This window comes from Nonomuraea sp. NPDC001831 (assembly GCF_042892035.1).
Lineage (GTDB): Bacteria > Actinomycetota > Actinomycetes > Streptosporangiales > Streptosporangiaceae > Nonomuraea.
The window spans coordinates 333,587-350,141 of sequence record NZ_JBIATU010000008.1 but is presented as its reverse complement, the minus strand read 5'-3'; the positions used below and the strand labels follow the sequence as shown (position 1 = coordinate 350,141).

Sequence of the window (16,555 nt, the reverse complement as noted above, 5' to 3'; positions counted from 1 at the left end):
GGTGTCTCTCCTAGCCGTACCGCTCGGTGCGGACGTCGGTGGGCGGGTAGCCCAGGGCGGTGAGGATGGCGGCGACGTGCTCGACGAACGCGGTCGGGCCGCAGACGTAGGCCAGCGGCTCGTGGGCGGGCGGCCAGGCCAGCCGGACCAGTTGCGAGCGGTCCACCCGGCCCACGGGCTCGGGCCAGTCGGTGGGGGCCGAGCGGGTGTAGACGAAGGTCACCTCGGCGCCGGCGGACTCCAGCTCGTCGCGGTAGATCACCTGGCCGGGGTCGCGTACGGAGTAGACGAGCCGGACCGGGGTGCCGTCGCCCAGCCGGGCGCGGTGGCGCAGCATCGAGCGCAGCGGCACCACGCCCGACCCGCCCGCGACCAGCAGCAGCGGCCGCCGCTCCGGCATGGGCTCCCACACGAAGTAGCCGCCGATCGGGCCGCGCACCTCCAGTTGGTCGCCGGCCTCGGCCACCTCCACCAGGTACGGCGACACCTCGCCGCCCGCCACCCTGACCACGGTGATCGAGGGCCGCTCGCCGGGCGCGCCGGCCAGCGAGTACGCCCGGGTCGCCTGGTAGCCGTCGTCGGCCGTCAGCCGCACGTCCACGTGCTGGCCGGCGCGGTGTCCCGGCCAGCCGGGCACGTCGAGCAGCAGCGTACGCGTCTGGTCGGTCTCCGGGACGACCTCGGCGATCGTGGCCGGCTGCCAGGTCAGTCGTCGTAGTACCGCTGTTCCCGCCATGGGTCCCCGAAGTTGTGATAGCCGGACCGCTCCCAGAAGCCGGGGCGGTCTTCGTCCATGAGCCACAGCTCGTGGATCCACTTGGCGCTCTTCCACAGGTAGTGGGCGGGCACCAGCATCCGCACCGGGCCGCCGTGCTCGGGCGGGATCGGCGCGCCCTCGTAGGCGTAGACCAGCCACGCCTTGCCGTCCACGATCTCCTCGACCGGCAGGTTGGTGGCGTAGCCGCCGTAGCTGACGGCCAGGGCGTACCCGGCCGCCCGGTCGGCGCCGGTCAGCAGCCGGTCGAGGGACACGCCCGTCCAGGTGGTGTCGAGCTTGCTCCAGTGGGTGACGCAGTGGATGTCCACGGTGATCTGCTCGGCGGGCAGCGACAGCAGGTCCGTCCACGTCCAGGTGGGCTCGCCCGCGCCGCCCCTGACGGTGAACGACCACCGCTCGGTCCGGATGTGCTGCGTCGCCCCCGCAGTGAGCACCGGGAACCCCTCAGCCAGGTACTGGCCCGGCGGCACCCGCCCGGCCAGCTCCGGCCGCGGCCGCCGGAAGTGTTTCCCGGCGAAGCCGCGAGAGACGATCCCCATGAATGCGGTTCTCCCCGACAGAGCACCCGGCGGACACCAGAAAAGGGCAAAGTGTTCAGCCGGTGAATCCGTGGGCGCGCAGGCGGGCGATCAGGCCGTCGATGCCGCACGGCTGGTTCCAGCCGGTCGAGGAGAAGATCTCGTCCCTGCCGCCGACGGCCCGGCCGCCGGGGTCGTCGGTCACCTCGTGCAGGATCACGCCCTGCGGGGGCGTCGACCAGGCGACCGGGCGTCCCTCGACGACCTTGCCGGTCGCTCTGGCGCGGTTCATGAACAGCAGCACCCGGGTGCCCGGGGGCGCCGCGCGGGCGAAGTCGGCCACGCTGTGGACGGGCGTGCCCGCGTCGTCCACCGCCGCGCCTTGGTGGAACGCGACGTCCGCGACGTCCGCGGCGGCGCCCTTGAGCCGCTCTTCGACCTGGGCGCGCATGAGGACGTAATGGGTGCGGTCCCCCGGGATGCCCTCCTCGACCACGGGCCCGGCGACCCAGCCCGTCAGGTGGCCGGTGACGACGGCCTCCACCGTCCCGGCGAGCGCTTCAGGCGTCGGGGAGGCCGGGTAGTCGTACACGGTCTGCCGCAGGACGCGCGTGTCCAGCGGCCCCGTACGGGCGGAGGACCGGCACGCGGACGGCGGCTCAGGACCGGCGGCGCCGCAGCCCGCGACGAGGACGAGGACGAGGATGAACGACCGCATACCGGTGAAACGCGCGCGGGCCCCGAGCGGTTCGGGGGTTACAGTCTGAACGTGAGCGACGACATCGCGGCCATCGAGGAGGGCGCCAAGAAGTCCGGCATCCTCTGGCTCGCCCTCGACCGCCCGCGCCTGGCCTGGCACGCCTGGCACGACGGCGCCATCTACCTCGTGACCGGCGGCGGCGAGCAGGACCTGCCGGGCCTCGGCGCGCTCGACCGGGTGCGCGTGACGCTGCGCAGCAAGGACAACGGCGCGCGGCTGGTGGAGTTCGACGCGGCGGTCTCGGTCGTCGACCAGGCCGCGGCGGCCGACGCCGTGGCGGTGCTGGCCAAGGAGCGGCTCAACGCCCCCGACAGCGAGCACCTGACCGAGCGCTGGGCCCGCGACTCGACCGTCCTGCGCCTCACGCCGGAACGCTGACCCCCGGCGCGCCCGGCTCCGCGGCGGCCGGGCTCACACCTGAGCGGTGACCTCGGCCGGGCTCACACCTGGGCGGTGACCTCGGCCGGGCGGTCCGGGGCGGGGGCCGGCCCGCCGCCCGAGGTGGCGGTCTGGGCGAGCAGCGCGCCGCCGAGCACGATCAGCCCGCCGACGATCTGGAACACCCCCAGCGTCTCGCCGACCAGCGCCCACGCGACCACCGCGCCGCCGATGACCTCCAGCGAGGCGACCGTCGCCCCCACCGCCGCCGACAGCCGCCGCACCATGTTCATGCTGAGGATGTACGCCAACGCGGTCGCCACCAGCACCAGCCACAGGTACGCCCCCAGCACCGGCAGCGTCGTGCCGCCCTGCGGGGCGACGGAGAGCGTGAAGGCCTCCCAGGGGATGTCCCAGGGCTGCGCGAAGGGGATGAGCACGACGGCCGAGCCGACCATGCCCCAGGCGACCAGGCCGAGCAGGTCGATGTCGGGGCCCATGCTGTCGCCCATCAGGAAGTACCCGGCGCAGCACGCCCCGGCCAGCAGGCCGAGGAGCAGGCCGAGCGCGTCCAGGCGCATGCCCTGCCACGCCTCGACGACGATCGCCAGGCCGACGAACGCGATCACCGCGCCGACGTAGGCGGCCCCGGCCAGGCGTACCTTGCGGACGAGCCTGACCCAGGCCACCACCATCACCGGCGCCATGAACTCCAGCAGCAGCGCGATCCCCACCGGCAGCCGGGTGATGGCGACGAAGTAGAGCGACTGCACGCCCGCGACGGCCATCACGGTGTAGAGCCCGAGGAACGGCAGCCGGGCCCGCGGGATGCGCAGGGCCCGCGGCTTGACCACCGCCAGCACCGCGACCAGCAGCAGCCCGGCGCCCGCCATCCGGGTCCAGACGGCCTCGACCGGCGCGAGCCCGGCGGTGATGAGGTACTTGGCCATCGGCCCGGAGAACGCGAAACAACACGACGACACGAATGCCAGTGCGAGCCCCGCCAGCCTCATGGTGTACCCCTAGTGCCCAGTAATCAGCGTTAAATGCGTTTGATACTGACATGCCAGGCAACCGGGGCGCAACGGCGTCTCACTGTTAGCCTGGCCCACGTGCAGATCTTCGTGGCCCGGCTGGCGGGGACCCCCGTCTTCGACCCCACGGGCGATCAGATCGGCCGCGTCCGCGACGTCGTGGTGGGCCTGCGCATCACCGGCAACCCGCAGGTGCACGGCATGGTCGTCGAGGTGCAGCCGCGCCGCCGGGTGTTCCTCCCGATCACCCGCGTGCGCCGCATCGAGGCGGGCGCGGTCGTCTTCACCGGGCGGCTGAACATGCGCCGGTTCGAGCAGCGCGCCTCGGAGACCCTGGTCATCGGCGAGGTGCTCGACCTGTCCGTACGCGTCGGCGACGAGCCCATGACCGTCTACGACGTCGCCATGGAGGAGACCCTGCCGTCCCGGTGGGAGATCACCAAGGTCGCGCTCTTCAAGGGCCGCCGGCGCGAGCCCAGGACGGTCGGCTGGACCGAGGTGTCCGGCTTCGACACCCTGCAGAAGGACCAGGGCGCGGCCGGGCTGATCGCCGCGTTCGAGTCGCTGCGCGCCGCCGACATGGCCAGCGCCCTGCACGAGCTGCCCGCCAAGCGGCGCATCGAGATCGCCCGCCAGCTCGCCGACGACCGCCTGGCCGACGTGCTGGAGGAGCTGCCGCCCGACGACCAGATCGGCATCCTCGGCACCCTCGAACCCGAGCGGGCCGCCGACGTCCTGGAGGAGATGGGCCCCGACGACGCCGCCGACCTGCTGCACGACCTGCCCGAGGAGCAGGCGGCCAGGCTGCTGGCGCTCATGGAGCCCGGCGAGGCGGCCCCGGTGCGGCGGCTGCTGACCTACGCCGACGACACCGCGGGCGGCGTGATGACCAGCGAGCCGGTCGTCCTGCCGCCCAACGCGACGGTGGCCGAGGCGCTGGCCCACATCCGCCAGCAGGACCTGCCGCCCGCCGTCGCCGCCCAGGTCTACGTGACCAGGCCGCCCACCGAGACGCCGACCGGCACGTACCTGGGGGTCTCGCACTTCCAGCGGCTGCTGCGCGAGCCGCCCTCGACGCTGCTCGGCCGCGTGCTCGACCCCTCGCTCGACCCGATCAGGCCCGACTTCACCCTGCGCCAGGTGCACGCCTTCCTGGCCAACTACAACCTGGTCGCCGCCCCAGTCGTGGACGAGCTGGGCAGGCTGGTCGGCGCGGTGACCGTCGACGACGTCCTCGACCACCTGCTTCCCGACGACTGGCGCGAGGGGGACCACCGTGACCACTGACCGGCTCGACCAGCCGCGGGCGCTGCGCCGCTCGCTGCGCCCGCACTACGACCCCGAGGCGTTCGGCCGCCTGTCCGAGCAGATCGCCCGTTTCCTCGGCACGGCCCGGTTCATCGTCTACATGACGGTGTTCGTGGCGATCTGGGTGATCTGGAACGTCGCCGCTCCCCCGTCGCTCAAGTGGGACCCGTACCCGTTCATCTTCCTCACGCTGATGTTGTCGCTCCAGGCCAGCTACGCCGCGCCGCTCATCCTGCTCGCCCAGAACCGCCAGGACGACCGCGACCGCATCCAGTACGAGCAGGACCGCGAGGCCGCCGACCGCAACCAGGCCGAGATCGAGTACCTCACCCGCGAGATCGCCGGCCTGCGCCTGGCCCTCAACGAGGTCGCCACCCGCGACTACCTGCGCGCCGAGCTCGGCCGGCTGCTGGAGGAGCTCAACAAACGTCAGTGACGTCGAGCCTGGCCAGCAGCGCCCGCACCGCGCCGACGTCGCCCGCGCCCAGCAGGTCGAGGAACTGGTCCTTGACCCCGCGCAGGTAGGTCGGCGTGGCCTCGGCCAGCCGCGCGGCGCCCGGCTCGGTCAGCACCGCGAACAACCCGCGGGCGTCGTCGGAGCACGCCTCCCGCCCGACCAGCCCGTGCCGCTGCAACCGGTCGATCAGCCTGGTCAGCCCGCTGCGCGAGAGCAGCACGCGGTCGGCCAGGTCGTTCATGCGCAGCCGCCGCCCCGGCGCCTCGGCGAGCTGGGCCAGCACCTCGTACGAGGCCAGCGGCAGATCGTGGGCCACCAGCAGCTCGGCCTCCAGGCGGCGGGCGATGCGCACCTGGGCCCGCTGCAACATCCGCCAGACCGCCAGTTCCTCGGCGGTGAGCCCCTCGTCGCGCAGCAGAGTCACGCAGTAACCTTAGACGTTGTTGCACAGACACCTAACAGCGCGGATTAACCGAGCGGCCCCCCGGGTTCATACCATGGAGGGGCATTTCTCACTGGCTTTCAGCGCCTGTCACACATAGACCGACTAAGGAGGGACGGCACTCCCTCGTGCCGAGACTTCGATGGCACCAACCCAGGAACAGGTGACGGCCGCCCTCGCCACCGTCATCGACCCCGAGATCCGTCGCCCGATCACGGACCTCGACATGGTCAAGAACATCGAGATCGCCCCCGACGGCGCGGTCCGGGTGGGCGTCTACCTCACCGTGTCAGGCTGTCCGATGAAGGACACCATCACCCGCGACGTGAAGACGGCGGTCGGCAAGGTCGGCGGCGTGACGGACGTCCAGATCGAGCTCGACGTCATGAGCCCCGAGCAGCGCAAGACCCTGCAGACCAAGCTGCGGGGCGACCGGGGCCCGGAGAAGGAGATCCCCTTCAACCAGCCCGGCTCGCTGACCCGCGTCTTCGCCGTCGCGAGCGGCAAGGGCGGCGTGGGCAAGTCGTCGGTCACCGTCAACCTGGCCGCCGCGATGGCGTCCAACGGCCTGAAGGTCGGCATCGTCGACGCCGACATCTACGGTCACAGCATTCCTCGCATGCTGGGCGCCGCCGAGCGTCCCACCAAGGTCGAGGACATGATCATGCCGCCGTCGGCGCACGACATCAAGGTCATCTCCGTCGGCATGTTCAAGCCCGAGGGCAACACGCCGGTCGTGTGGCGCGGGCCGATGCTCGACCGGGCGCTCCACCAGTTCCTGGCCGACGTCTACTGGGGCGACCTCGACGTCCTGCTGCTCGACCTGCCGCCGGGCACCGGCGACATCGCCATCTCGGTGGCGCAGCGGCTGCCGTCGGCCGAGATCCTGGTCGTGACCACGCCCCAGCAGGCCGCCGCCGAGGTGGCCGAGCGGGCCGGCTCGATCGCCGCCCAGACCCACCAGCAGATCGCCGGCGTCATCGAGAACATGTCCTGGCTGCCCTGCCCCCACTGCGACGAGCGCGTGGCCGTGTTCGGCGAGGGCGGCGGCCAGACCGTCGCCGACGCCCTGACCCGCACGCTGGGCGCCCGCGTCCCGCTGCTCGGCCAGGTGCCGATCGACCTGCGCCTGCGCGAGGGCGGCGACGAGGGCAAGCCGCTGGTGCTGACCGACCCCGACTCGCCGGCCGCCGCGGAGCTGCGGAAGATCGCCGCCGGTCTGAGCAAGCGCTCCTCCAGCATCAAGGGCATGCAGCTCGGCCTGTCGCCCAACCGTTCCTGACCCTCCCACGCGAAGACGGGCCCGCCCAGCGAAAGCTGGGCGGGCCCGTCGCGCGTCTGCAGGGTGTGTCAGGTGGCCTCGGAGTCGTAGGGGGGCAACTCGCCATAGGCGAGCTCCGACGGCGGCTCAGCGGCGTCGTAGGACGCGACGGCGGCCGGCTCCAGACCTCCGGGACGGCCGTTCCAGTCGTCCTCCAGATCGTCGAGGAGGTGCTTGCGGACGAAGTTCTTCGGGTTGAGGTCGGCGGGGTCGAAGTTCTGGAACTCCGGCCCGAGGCCCGCCCGCAGGTCGTCGCGCGCGTTGTTGGCCATGCGCCGCAGGTTGCGCAGCGTCTTGCCCGCCTGCGAGGCGGCCTGCGGCAACTTGTCAGGACCGAAGACCAGGAGCGCGATGACGATCAGCGCTCCGACCTCCATCCACCCGAGTCCGAACACCGTACGCTCCTACCCGCAGTCCGCAATCCTCTCCACAGACTAAAGGCTCCAGCCCGTGGCTGAACCGTCCCCCATGGGTCATATCACTCAGGACGGGCTGGGAGCCGGCTGATCGTCCGCGACGACGGTGAGGGTGGCGGTGCGTTCCGCTCCGGCGCGCTGGTACTTGATGGTGATCTTGGCGCCCGGCGCCTTGCTGCGGATCAGGGCGATCAGCTCGTTGCCGTCCTGCAGCGCCAGCCCGTCGACCTCCAGGATGACGTCGCCCGCCTTCAGCCCGGCCTTGTCGGCGGGGCCGTTGGCGTCGACCGGCTGGCGGCCCTCGGCGGGCTCGGAGGCGATGCGCACGCCCTGGCCCTTGTAGTCCTTGTCCAGCACGATGCCGATCTTCGGACGCTTGGCCTTGCCCGTGGTGATCAGCTCCTCGGCCACGCGCCGCGTCTGGTTCACCGGGATCGCGAAGCCCAGGCCGATGCTGCCGCTCTGGCTGTTCACCGAACGGCTGAGGGTGGCGATGGCCGAGTTCACCCCGACGACCTCGCCCCTGCCGTTGACCAGCGGGCCGCCGGAGTTGCCCGGGTTGATGGCGGCGTCGGTCTGGATGGCGCTGATGTAGGCGGGCTCCTCGGTGGCCGCGCCCGTCTCGTCGCCGGCGATGACCGGACGGTTGAGCGAGCTGACGATGCCCGTGGTGACCGTGCCGCTGAGGCCGAGCGGCGAGCCGATGGCGATCACCGGGTCGCCCACCACGACCTGGTCGGAGTTGCCGAGGGTGATCTCCGGCGTGCCGAAGGTCTCCTCGGGCTTGACCACGGCCAGGTCGGAGCCCGGGTCGCGGCCGACGATGCGGCCCGCGGTGGTCTTGCGGTTGTTGAACATGATCTTGATCTCGCCGCCCTTGGCGGCCATGGCGACCACGTGGTTGTTGGTCACCACGTAGCCGTTCTTGATCAGGAATCCGGAGCCGGAGGCGCCCTCGGTGTTGGTGCCGTTGCCGACCTCCAGCGAGACCACGCTGGGCAGGACCCGCGCGGCCACGCCGGCCACCGAGTCGGGCGCCCTGTTGGTCGCGCCCGTCGGGGCCGGGCCGAGGCTGTAGGACGGGTCGGTGCCGCTGCTGCTCGACCTGGTCAGCAGGTACGTGCCGAGGCTGCCGAGCACGGAGGCCACCAGCGCGATGGCCACGGCGATCGCGATCAGCGCGCCGGCGTTGAGTCCGCGCCTGGGCAGCGCGCCCGCGCCGGGCCCGCCCTGCGGCGGCGGCGCCCATCCCGGGCCCATGCCCAGGGCCTGCCGCGGCGGCGGCGGGTGGTTGCCGCCGTACGCGCCCATGAAGGGCGGCGGCTGCATCGGCCGCGGCCCGGTCTCCGCCGGCCCGAAGGACGGGGTCTCGTACGCCCGCGTGCCGCCAGGGCTCTCGAAGGGGCTCTCGAACCCCCGTGGCCCGGCGGGGCTCTCGAACGACGGACCCTCGTACGCCCGCGTGCCCCCGTCGTGCGGCGGCACGCCGCCGGAACGGCCCGGCGGCTCGTACGGCGACGCCTGGCTCTCGGAACGGCCCGACGGGTCGTACGGCGACACGCCCGGACTGTCGGAGCGGCCCGACGGGTCGCCCCAGGACGCGCCGAACGAGGCGGGCGGGTCGGACCGGCGGTCCGCCTGCTCGCCCTGCTCGTCGGCGGGCAGGAACTCCGGCCGCCCCTGTGGCTCGGGGAAGTCCGACGTCGTGCGTCCTTCGCCCGGGCGCGTCTCGTCGGTCATCTACGTCTCACCACTCCTTGCTCGGCCACCGCAATCTTTGCTCTGGCGGCATACGAGGGTCATAAAAGGCTTTGTTTGCGACAAATCCCGAACCCAGATCGTATGCCCCTGGCATCGTCGACTACGCCACCCGAGTATCCCAGGCGAGCCCCCGGTTCAAGGCGTGGCGGTGGGCGGCGCGCTGGTGGCCGGTGAGTGCTGCACCCGCCAGAGCTCGACCGGCGGCGGCGAGGTCTGGGGTCCTGTGCCCGAGACCGCGAAGAAGGTGCCGAGTGCGACGGCGGCGGACACCACGCCCACCGCGACGTACGCGCCGCGCCGCCTACCGCCCCGCCCAGGGCCCGAGGCCCCAGCGGTGGCGTCCCTGCGCGGGCGGTTGTCCAGGGGCGCGATGCTGTGGGGCCCAGGGATGGGCACCCCCCCGAACGTACGGGTAGGGAAAGGGCGCTCCCTCGGCGGCAGCGGCCCACCCGGCTCCGCCATGCGCAGCAGCGACATGGTCAGATCGGCCGGCATCGCCGGGCCGTCGAGCGAGCGCAGGCGCGACTTCAGCGCCCGCATCGACTCGACCTCCCGCCGGCAGTCAGCACAGAAGGTCAGGTGGGCGAGCGCGCGATCGCGCTCGGTGTGGTTCAGCTCTCCGTCGACGAGCGCCGAAACGCGTTCTCCTAGATGAGCCATATCAGACTTCCTCCCCACTGATCACGGTCGGGGGGAGTTGGGTAGTACGGGGGGCTCGATGGTCGAGCGCCTCCCGCAACTGCGCCCGGCCACGGTGAATACGGCTTCGGACCGTACCCAGCTTGACGCCGAGCGTGGCCGCGATCTCCTCGTAGGACAGGCCCTCGATGTCACACAGCACGATCGCGGCCCGGAACTCCGGGGCGAGCGCGTCGAGGGCGGCTTGGATATCGGGCTCCAGGTGGGCGTCGTCGAACGCCTGCGCCGGCGACGGCTCACGACCGCGCAGCCGCTCGGCGGCGTCGTCGGCCAGCCCCTCGAACCGGATGCGCTGCTTGCGCCGCGCCATGTCGAGGAACAGGTTCGTCGTGATCCGGTGCAGCCAGCCCTCGAACGTGCCGGGGGTGTAGCTCGACAGCGACCTGAAGACCCTGACGAAGACCTCCTGCGTGAGGTCCTCGGCATCGTGGACATTGCCGGTAAGCCGGTACGCCAGCCGGTACACGCGTGCGGAATGAGTCCGCACCACTTCCTCCCACGTGGGAGGCGTCCAATCAGACGACACGGGAGTATCCGCCTGGTGGTCGCTTTCGTCCACCAGCACTCCTCTCTCTGGGACCACCGCTACCGTCATAGTGCCTGGTTTCGTCCCTTCGTGCGCACTGCCTGCCTTCCGGACCGGCAAAGCCCGTTTAAACCTGCAACGCCTTCGGACCGTCCTGAGTTCCCGTCCAGGCGTGACTCCCCTAGGCTGCGATCGGTGACCAATCGCACGAAAGTGGGGGGAGGAGGCCGATGACCAGTCCGGTGGAGGCCACTCTGGCCTATGCGGAGCAGTTCCATCACGAGGATGAGATCCTGCACGCGGCGCGTCAGCGCGGGCTGGAGATGGGTGCGGTGCCCATCCTTCCCGGGGGCGGGGCCGCGCTCTGCTTCCTCGCCACCGTCGTCAACGCCAAGTCGGTCGTCGAGATCGGCACCGGCTGCGGCGTCTCGGGCCTGTGGCTGCTGCGCGGCATGCGCGGCGACGGCACGCTGACCAGCGTCGACGTCGAGCCCGAGCACCAGCGGCTGGCCCGGCAGGCGTTCGCGGAGGCGGGCTTCTCCGGCGGGCGGGTGCGGCTGATCTCGGGCCGGGCGCTCGACGTGCTGCCCCGGCTCTCCGACGGCGGCTACGACATGGTCTTCGCCGACGGCGCCAAGCAGGAGTACGTCGACTACCTGGCCGAGGCGGTGCGCCTGCTGCGCGTCGGCGGCGTGGTGGCCTTCGACAACGCGCTGTGGCACGACCGGGTGGCCGACCCCACGCAGCGCGACCCCGACACGGTCTCGCTGCGCGAGCTGGGCAAGCTGGTGCAGGGCGACGACCGGCTGCGGTCGGTGCTCATGCCCCTGGGCGACGGCCTGCTGGCCGCCGTGAAGATCGCCGACTAGCCCGTCGACTCCGGGCCGGCCCGGTCTCAGCCCCGGGTCAGCCACTCCAGCAGCACGCGCACGCCGAACCCGGTCGCGCCCTTGGTCAGGGTGCCCTCGTCGACCGTGCTGCGGCCGACCCCGGCGATGTCGAGGTGCGCCCACGGGCGCTTGCCCGCGAACTCCCGCAGGAACAGCGCCGCCGTGATGGACCCGGCGCCGTAGCGGGAACCGCTCTCGACGTTGGCCAGGTCGGCGATCGACGACTCCAGGGCCGGGGCGTAGTCGTCGATCAGCGGCATGCGCCAGAGCCGGTCGTCGCTGGCCTGGCCGGCGGCCAGGAGCTGGGCGGCCAGGTCTTCGTCGGAGGCGTAGACGGCGCCGACGTTCCGGCCGAGCGCCACGGAGATGGCCCCGGTGAGGGTGGCGATGTCCACGACCGCGTCGGGGTCGAGCTCGGCGTCGGCGTAGGCCAGCGCGTCGGCCAGCACCAGCCGGCCCTCGGCGTCGGTGTTCAGCACCTCGACCGTGCGACCACCGTAGTGCCTGATGACGTCGCTGGGACGCTGGGCGGTGCCGGACGGCATGTTCTCGGCGGCGGCGATCAGGCCCGTCACGCGTACGGGGGCGCCGAGCCGGGCCAGCGCGGCCAGCACGGCGATCACCACCGCGCCGCCCGCCATGTCGGTCTTCTGCGTCTTCATGTTCTCGGTCGGCTTGAGCGACAGGCCGCCCGAGTCGAACGTGATGCCCTTGCCCACCAGCACGACGTGCCGCTCGGCCGGCTGCTCGGGGACGTAGGAGAGCTGGATCAGCCGGGGCGGCCGGACCGAGCCGCGCCCGACGGCCAGGATGCCGCCGAACCCCTCGGCCTGGAGCTGCTCCTCGTCCCACACCCGCACCGGCAGGCCCTGCTCGGCGGCGCGCTCGGCCAGCCAGGCGGGATGCTTGACCGAGGACGGCATGTTGGCCAGGTCGCGGGCCAGCGCGACGGCCTCCGCCACGACCTCGGCCCGGCGCACCGGCTCGGCGTCGGCGCCGGCCAGCTCGATCGCCCGCACGCCCTTGCGGCCCTCTTTGCCGATCTTGAAGGTGTATCCGGCCAGCAGCGCGGCCTCGGCGAACGCGGCGACGTCGCCCTCGGGCGGCACCACGGTCAGCGTGTCGCGGCCCTTGACCTTGCGCGCCAGCGCCGCGCCGGCCCTGCGCAACGCCCGCGGCGAGCCGTCGCCCACGCCGTACAGGAGCACGCGCCCGACCCCGCCCGCCCGCGCCACCGGGACCTCGACGATCTCGCCCGCCTCGCCCTTGGCCTCGTAGTGGGCCAGCAGGTCGGTGACCGGAAGGTGCAGCTCGACGTACGGCTCCACAGCGGGACGCAGGTCGGAGGCGTAGGGCAGAGCCAGCAGCTCGGCGCCCGCGGGCACCTCGGCGACCGCGGAGACGGTGGTCTCGATGGGCACGGAACCCTCCAAACGTCAGCGACCCTGGCGCCGGACTTACGCCAGGGTCGGAGGATCAGGTTGTCTCGGGAGCGCTCAGCCGACGACGTTCTTCAACGCCTCGCCGAGCGCCTTTGCCTCGTCGGCGGAGATCTCCACGACGAGCCGGCCGCCACCTTCGAGAGGGACCCGCATGACTATGCCGCGCCCTTCCTTGGTGACCTCGAGCGGACCATCGCCGGTCCGCGGCTTCATCGCCGCCATGCGTGCATCCCTTCCTGCCTTGGGCTCCCGCGGCCCGCGATTTCCGACCGCCCGAGGGGGTGGTCGGCGCATTCACGTCTTCTGTGATGTCCTATTCTCCCGCATCGAGAGCCCTCATGGGTAACGATCTCCTCCCAGAATGCGTTGTCGAGCCAGGCGATGGCGTCCAAACTGGACTTCGTGCACGCTCGCGCCGCTCTCTTCGACCTGTACGGAGACCACCTGCGTGCGCGCGGTGGGCAGGCGACCGTGGCCGCGCTCGTACGGCTCATGAACCCCCTGGAAATCGCCGCTCCGGCCGTCCGCACGGCGGTCTCGCGGATGGTCCGGCAGGGCTGGTTGCGCCCGGTGCGGCTGCCTCAGGGAGCCGGCTACGGGCTCACGCCGAAGTGTGTCAGGCGCCTTGATGAGGCAGCGCTGAGAATTTACCGATCAGGGACACTCGCCTGGCACGGCCGCTGGCACGTGATCGTCATCGAGCCGGTCAGGGAGCGCCAGCGCCGGGAGCGGATCAGGGCCGACCTGACCTTCCTCGGCTACGCCTGCCTGTCGGAGACCACGTGGATCGGGCCGCGCTCCTCCATCGAGCTGGACAACCTGCTGGACGGCGAGGGCGTGCGGGCCGACCGGTTCGACGCGGCGCTGGAGGGCGACCCGCGCGAGCTGGTGGCGCGGGCCTGGGACCTGGCGGCCATCGGCGAGGCGTACGAGCACTGGCACGCCGAAGCTGTCACGCTGATCAGCACCCTGCCCGAGGACGCCCCGCCCGACCAGGTGTTCGCCACCAGGAGCAGACTGGTGCACGGTTGGCGCAACTTCCTGTTCCGCGACCCCGGGCTGCCGGCCGAGCTGCTGCCCGCGGGCTGGCCGGGCGAGAAGGCCCGCACGTTCTTCGAGCAGGAGGCCACCAGGCTGCTGCCCGCAGCCGCCGCGTTCGTCGACAGGGAGCTCATGTGATCCGTTACGACATGTCCGACGCCGTCGCCACCGTCACCCTCGACCGGCCGGAGTCGATGAACTCGCTCACGGCCGAGGTCAAGGCCGCGCTGCTGGCGGCGGTCGGCAGGGCGGCGGCCGACCCCGAGGTCAGGGCGGTGCTGCTCACCGGCTCCGGCCGGGCCTTCTGCGCGGGCCAGGACCTGCGCGAGCACGCCGCCAACCTGGCCGCGGGCCGCGGGCTGGCCGACACCGTGCGCGAGCACTACAACCCGATCGTGGAGCTGATCGCGACCATGCCCAAGCCGGTCGTGGCGGCGGTCAACGGCGTCGCCGCGGGCGCGGGCGCGGCCCTCGCCTTCGCCTGCGACCTGCGCGTCGCCTCCGACAAGGCCAAGTTCGCGCTGGCGTTCGCGGGCATCGGGCTGGCCCCCGACTCCGGCGCGTCCTGGACGTTGCAGCGCCTGGTCGGCCGGGGCCGCGCGACCGAGCTGCTGCTGCTCGGCGAGCCGCTCGACGCGGCCGCCGCGCTCGACCTGGGGCTGGTCACGCGCGTGGTGCCCGCCGACGACCTGCCGAAGACCGCTCACGAGCTGGCCGTACGCCTGGCCGCCGGCCCGACCACGGCCTACGCCGCCACCAAGCGCGCGCTGGCCCACTCCGCCACGCACTCGCTGGCCGACTCGCTCGCGCTGGAGGCCGACCTGCAGGACGCGTGCGTGGCCACCGAGGACCACCAGGACGCCACCCGCGCCTTCCTGGCCAAGGAACGACCGGTGTTCAGGGGCCGCTGAACCGGCCGGCGCTGAGGGGCCCTCAGCGGGCCAGGCAGCCCTCGATGTGGTCGTTGACCAGCCCGATCGCCTGCATCAGCGCGTACGCGGTGGTCGGGCCGACGAACCTGAAGCCGTGCTTGCGCAGCTCCTTGGCCAGGGCCTTGGAGCCGGGGGTGATGGCGGGCACGTCGGCCATCGTCCGGGGCACCGGGGCGTCGGGGTCGGCGAACCGCCACACCAGCTCCGACAGGCCCTCGGGCAGGTCGAGCGCGGCCCTGGCGTTGCCGATCACCGCCTCGATCTTGGCCCGGTTGCGGACGATCCCGGCGTCGCCGAGCAGCCGTTCGACGTCGCGCTCGGTGTAGGCGGCCACCTTGACGGTGGAGAAGCCGTCGAAGGCGGCGCGGAAGTTCTCCCGCTTGCGCAGGATCGTCAGCCACGACAGGCCCGACTGGAACGCCTCCAGCGCCACGCGTTCGAAGACCTCGTCGTCGCCCTTGACCGGGCGGCCCCACTCCTCGTCGTGGTAGGTGATGTACAGCGGGTCGCCCATGCCCGGCCAGGTGCACCGGATGAGTTCGGTCACGGGCGCTCGTCCTTGTCCTCGTCCTTGTCCTCGTCCTTGTCCTGTTTGCCCAGGGACGCGCGCACGGAGTCGTCGTCCTTCTCGGGCTGGTCCTTCTCGGGCTGGTCCTGCTCGGGCTCGTCGGGCTTGGGCTCGTCGGGCTTGGGCTCGTCCTGCTCCGGGAGGCGCCAGTCCGGCTCCTCCGCCGGGTCGCGCAGCTCCGGCTCGCCCGCCCACTCCACCGTCGCGCCGCTCGACGTGACCGGGTCGCCGGACTCCGGCAGCTCCCTGGGCGCGGCGGGCGCCTCGGGCTCGTGGTCGGTGCGCAGCCCGGCCCCGGGCGCGGCGTAGATCTCCTGGCGCGCGTGCAGCCGGCTGGACAGCAGCTCCGACACCCGCTGCTCCAGGACGGCGATCCTGGTGTCGCGGGCGCTGATGGCCTGGGCGGCCCGGCGCAGGGTCTCGTCGACGCTCTGCGTGTGGTAGCCGACCAGGTTGACCGGCAGTTGCAGCGCCATGAAGTCGACCGCCGTGAGCTGTCCGGCCTCGGGCAGGTCGAGCGGCGGGACGTCCGGCGGGAACTCGGTCAGCTCCCCGCCTCTGCCGAGGGAGACCAGGACCACGCAGGCCAGGATGGCGATCGCGGCGATGGCGAGTATGACCAGCACATTGGCATCGTACTCATATGGACGAGCACGTTCAGCGATCTACCACAAGTGCGGGCAATCGGGGCAGCCTGCTCAGCCGGTGGCCTCACCCAGCTCGGCGACGCTCGGACGGACCGGCTGCGGACGCGCTTCGAGATGGGCGAACGCCTCCTCGACCGTGGTGGTCCAGGAGATCGCGTCGAAGACGTCGGCCCGGGTGAAGCCCTCGGCGTGCATGCCGGAGACGAGCTGCCGCAGCGGCTCGTACAGACCCCAGGGGTCGAGGATGACCAGCGGGCGGTCGTGGATGCCGAGCACCCGCGCCGTCCAGATCTCGAACAGCTCCTCCAGGGTGCCGATGCCGCCGGGCAGCACGAGGAAGGCGTCGGAGCGGGCGTCCATGACGGCCTTGCGCTCGCGCATGCCGTCGGTGACGATCAGCTCGTCGGACTCGGTGTCGGCCACCTCGATGTCCACCAGCACCTGCGGGATCACGCCGACCGTGAACCCGCCCGCGGCGCGGGCGGCGGAGGTGACCGCGCCCATGCACGAGACCGTGGCGCCGCCGCTCACCAGGGTGTGACCACGCCTGGCGAGCTCGGCGCCCACCTCGTGGGCCAGGTCGACGTACTTCCTGTCGATGCGGAGGCTGGAGGCGCAGAAGACGCAGATGTTCACG

General features: G+C 72.2%; 21 protein-coding genes. 7 read left to right on the top strand and 14 right to left on the bottom strand.

The window, feature by feature from the left end; translation table 11 throughout:
- Window positions 1–10: 10 nt before the first annotated feature.
- From ACFYYW_RS26940 to ACFYYW_RS26930, 3 genes are read right to left on the bottom strand one after another with little or no spacing between them, the layout of a single operon-like run.
- The gene (locus tag ACFYYW_RS26940) at window positions 11–736 is read right to left on the bottom strand and encodes a ferredoxin reductase (protein ID WP_352319225.1); all 726 of its coding nucleotides are present in this window, start codon (window positions 734–736) and stop codon (window positions 11–13) included.
- A complete protein-coding gene (locus ACFYYW_RS26935) occupies window positions 706–1,317 on the bottom strand; it encodes a molybdopterin-dependent oxidoreductase (RefSeq protein WP_352319223.1) in 612 nt (203 codons plus the stop codon). The genes ACFYYW_RS26940 and ACFYYW_RS26935 overlap by 31 nt, the downstream gene beginning before the upstream one ends.
- A 55-nt stretch (window positions 1,318–1,372) precedes the next feature.
- The gene (locus ACFYYW_RS26930) at window positions 1,373–2,014 is read right to left on the bottom strand and encodes a hypothetical protein (protein WP_387652493.1); all 642 of its coding nucleotides are present in this window, start codon (window positions 2,012–2,014) and stop codon (window positions 1,373–1,375) included.
- Window positions 2,015–2,065: 51 nt separating this feature from the next.
- On the opposite strand from ACFYYW_RS26930, the gene ACFYYW_RS26925 reads away from it, so the two are divergent.
- The gene (locus ACFYYW_RS26925) at window positions 2,066–2,434 is read left to right on the top strand and encodes a hypothetical protein (protein WP_352319219.1); all 369 of its coding nucleotides are present in this window, start codon (window positions 2,066–2,068) and stop codon (window positions 2,432–2,434) included.
- A gap of 62 nt (window positions 2,435–2,496) precedes the next feature.
- Here the strand turns inward: ACFYYW_RS26925 and ACFYYW_RS26920 are convergent, their stop codons facing one another.
- Window positions 2,497–3,447, bottom strand: coding sequence for an EamA family transporter (locus ACFYYW_RS26920; protein ID WP_352319217.1), 951 nt, complete (start codon window positions 3,445–3,447; stop codon window positions 2,497–2,499).
- Between the two features lie 99 nt (window positions 3,448–3,546).
- Between ACFYYW_RS26920 and ACFYYW_RS26915 the strand changes: the two genes are divergently transcribed.
- Complete coding sequence (locus tag ACFYYW_RS26915) at window positions 3,547–4,755, top strand: magnesium transporter MgtE N-terminal domain-containing protein (RefSeq protein WP_387652490.1); 1,209 nt, start codon at window positions 3,547–3,549, stop codon at window positions 4,753–4,755.
- Window positions 4,745–5,212: a DUF1003 domain-containing protein gene (locus tag ACFYYW_RS26910; RefSeq protein WP_352319215.1), complete on the top strand. Its 468-nt coding sequence runs from the start codon at window positions 4,745–4,747 to the stop codon at window positions 5,210–5,212. The genes ACFYYW_RS26915 and ACFYYW_RS26910 overlap by 11 nt, the downstream gene beginning before the upstream one ends.
- Here ACFYYW_RS26910 and ACFYYW_RS26905 read toward each other — a convergent pair.
- Entirely contained in the window at window positions 5,196–5,657 is a 462-nt protein-coding gene (locus tag ACFYYW_RS26905) for a MarR family transcriptional regulator (protein WP_352319213.1), read from the bottom strand. The two genes, ACFYYW_RS26910 and ACFYYW_RS26905, sit on opposite strands and share 17 nt — an antisense overlap.
- A 160-nt stretch (window positions 5,658–5,817) precedes the next feature.
- Here ACFYYW_RS26905 and ACFYYW_RS26900 point away from each other — a divergent pair, with 160 nt between their 5' ends.
- On the top strand, window positions 5,818–6,957 hold the full coding sequence (locus tag ACFYYW_RS26900) for an Mrp/NBP35 family ATP-binding protein (protein ID WP_352319211.1): 1,140 nt from the start codon (window positions 5,818–5,820) through the stop codon (window positions 6,955–6,957).
- A 68-nt stretch (window positions 6,958–7,025) separates the two neighbouring features.
- Here ACFYYW_RS26900 and ACFYYW_RS26895 read toward each other — a convergent pair whose 3' ends face one another.
- The 4 genes from ACFYYW_RS26895 to sigE all read right to left on the bottom strand — a co-directional run bounded on the left by ACFYYW_RS26895 (window position 7,026) and on the right by sigE (window position 10,467).
- Window positions 7,026–7,391 (bottom strand): sec-independent translocase, encoded by a 366-nt coding sequence (locus ACFYYW_RS26895; RefSeq protein ID WP_352325385.1) that lies wholly within the window; start codon window positions 7,389–7,391, stop codon window positions 7,026–7,028.
- 87 nt (window positions 7,392–7,478) lie between these two features.
- Complete coding sequence (locus ACFYYW_RS26890) at window positions 7,479–9,152, bottom strand: trypsin-like peptidase domain-containing protein (protein ID WP_387652487.1); 1,674 nt, start codon at window positions 9,150–9,152, stop codon at window positions 7,479–7,481.
- Between the two features lie 156 nt (window positions 9,153–9,308).
- Window positions 9,309–9,833, bottom strand: a complete 525-nt coding sequence (locus tag ACFYYW_RS26885) for an anti-sigma factor (RefSeq protein WP_352325383.1) — start codon at window positions 9,831–9,833, stop codon at window positions 9,309–9,311.
- A 1-nt stretch (window position 9,834) separates the two neighbouring features.
- Window positions 9,835–10,467, bottom strand: a complete 633-nt coding sequence (gene sigE / locus ACFYYW_RS26880) for an RNA polymerase sigma factor SigE (protein ID WP_352325382.1) — start codon at window positions 10,465–10,467, stop codon at window positions 9,835–9,837.
- Window positions 10,468–10,628: 161 nt separating this feature from the next.
- On the opposite strand from sigE, the gene ACFYYW_RS26875 reads away from it, so the two are divergent.
- The gene (locus ACFYYW_RS26875; RefSeq protein WP_352325381.1) at window positions 10,629–11,267 is read left to right on the top strand and encodes an O-methyltransferase; all 639 of its coding nucleotides are present in this window, start codon (window positions 10,629–10,631) and stop codon (window positions 11,265–11,267) included.
- A gap of 26 nt (window positions 11,268–11,293) precedes the next feature.
- Here the strand turns inward: ACFYYW_RS26875 and ACFYYW_RS26870 are convergent, their stop codons facing one another.
- Both ACFYYW_RS26870 and ACFYYW_RS26865 read right to left on the bottom strand, forming a co-directional pair.
- Window positions 11,294–12,709, bottom strand: a complete 1,416-nt coding sequence (locus ACFYYW_RS26870) for a leucyl aminopeptidase (protein ID WP_387652484.1) — start codon at window positions 12,707–12,709, stop codon at window positions 11,294–11,296.
- A 75-nt stretch (window positions 12,710–12,784) separates the two neighbouring features.
- Entirely contained in the window at window positions 12,785–12,952 is a 168-nt protein-coding gene (locus tag ACFYYW_RS26865) for a DUF3117 domain-containing protein (protein WP_020545024.1), read from the bottom strand.
- A 159-nt stretch (window positions 12,953–13,111) separates the two neighbouring features.
- Here ACFYYW_RS26865 and ACFYYW_RS26860 point away from each other — a divergent pair, with 159 nt between their 5' ends.
- Together ACFYYW_RS26860 and ACFYYW_RS26855 are read left to right on the top strand one after the other, a co-directional pair.
- A complete protein-coding gene (locus ACFYYW_RS26860; protein ID WP_387652482.1) occupies window positions 13,112–13,909 on the top strand; it encodes a PaaX family transcriptional regulator C-terminal domain-containing protein in 798 nt (265 codons plus the stop codon).
- Between the two features lie 11 nt (window positions 13,910–13,920).
- Entirely contained in the window at window positions 13,921–14,682 is a 762-nt protein-coding gene (locus tag ACFYYW_RS26855) for an enoyl-CoA hydratase-related protein (RefSeq protein WP_352325386.1), read from the top strand.
- A gap of 22 nt (window positions 14,683–14,704) precedes the next feature.
- On the opposite strand, the gene ACFYYW_RS26850 is transcribed toward ACFYYW_RS26855, so the two are convergent.
- The 3 genes from ACFYYW_RS26850 to ACFYYW_RS26840 all read right to left on the bottom strand — a co-directional run bounded on the left by ACFYYW_RS26850 (window position 14,705) and on the right by ACFYYW_RS26840 (window position 16,554).
- Window positions 14,705–15,250, bottom strand: coding sequence for a DNA-3-methyladenine glycosylase I (locus ACFYYW_RS26850; RefSeq protein WP_357974337.1), 546 nt, complete (start codon window positions 15,248–15,250; stop codon window positions 14,705–14,707).
- Window positions 15,247–15,897, bottom strand: coding sequence for a hypothetical protein (locus ACFYYW_RS26845; RefSeq protein ID WP_387652480.1), 651 nt, complete (start codon window positions 15,895–15,897; stop codon window positions 15,247–15,249). The genes ACFYYW_RS26850 and ACFYYW_RS26845 overlap by 4 nt, the downstream gene beginning before the upstream one ends.
- Window positions 15,898–15,969: 72 nt before the next feature.
- Window positions 15,970–16,554: a TIGR00730 family Rossman fold protein gene (locus ACFYYW_RS26840; RefSeq protein WP_352325375.1), complete on the bottom strand. Its 585-nt coding sequence runs from the start codon at window positions 16,552–16,554 to the stop codon at window positions 15,970–15,972.
- Between the last annotated feature and the right edge of the window lies 1 nt (window position 16,555).

What these genes read in the sequence shown, in the direction of transcription:
- ACFYYW_RS26875 (WP_352325381.1), top strand. Translation starts at nt 10,629, where the DNA reads ATGACCAGTCCGGTGGAGGCCACTCTGGCCTATGCGGAGCAGTTCCAT.
- ACFYYW_RS26940 (WP_352319225.1), bottom strand. Translation starts at nt 736, where the DNA reads ATGGCGGGAACAGCGGTACTACGACGACTGACCTGGCAGCCGGCCACG.
- ACFYYW_RS26865 (WP_020545024.1), bottom strand. Translation starts at nt 12,952, where the DNA reads ATGGCGGCGATGAAGCCGCGGACCGGCGATGGTCCGCTCGAGGTCACC.
- sigE (WP_352325382.1), bottom strand. Translation starts at nt 10,467, where the DNA reads ATGACGGTAGCGGTGGTCCCAGAGAGAGGAGTGCTGGTGGACGAAAGC.
- ACFYYW_RS26885 (WP_352325383.1), bottom strand. Translation starts at nt 9,833, where the DNA reads ATGGCTCATCTAGGAGAACGCGTTTCGGCGCTCGTCGACGGAGAGCTG.
- ACFYYW_RS26860 (WP_387652482.1), top strand. Translation starts at nt 13,112, where the DNA reads ATGGCGTCCAAACTGGACTTCGTGCACGCTCGCGCCGCTCTCTTCGAC.
- ACFYYW_RS26855 (WP_352325386.1), top strand. Translation starts at nt 13,921, where the DNA reads ATGTCCGACGCCGTCGCCACCGTCACCCTCGACCGGCCGGAGTCGATG.
- ACFYYW_RS26890 (WP_387652487.1), bottom strand. Translation starts at nt 9,152, where the DNA reads ATGACCGACGAGACGCGCCCGGGCGAAGGACGCACGACGTCGGACTTC.
- ACFYYW_RS26920 (WP_352319217.1), bottom strand. Translation starts at nt 3,447, where the DNA reads ATGAGGCTGGCGGGGCTCGCACTGGCATTCGTGTCGTCGTGTTGTTTC.
- ACFYYW_RS26900 (WP_352319211.1), top strand. Translation starts at nt 5,818, where the DNA reads ATGGCACCAACCCAGGAACAGGTGACGGCCGCCCTCGCCACCGTCATC.
- ACFYYW_RS26935 (WP_352319223.1), bottom strand. Translation starts at nt 1,317, where the DNA reads ATGGGGATCGTCTCTCGCGGCTTCGCCGGGAAACACTTCCGGCGGCCG.
- ACFYYW_RS26930 (WP_387652493.1), bottom strand. Translation starts at nt 2,014, where the DNA reads ATGCGGTCGTTCATCCTCGTCCTCGTCCTCGTCGCGGGCTGCGGCGCC.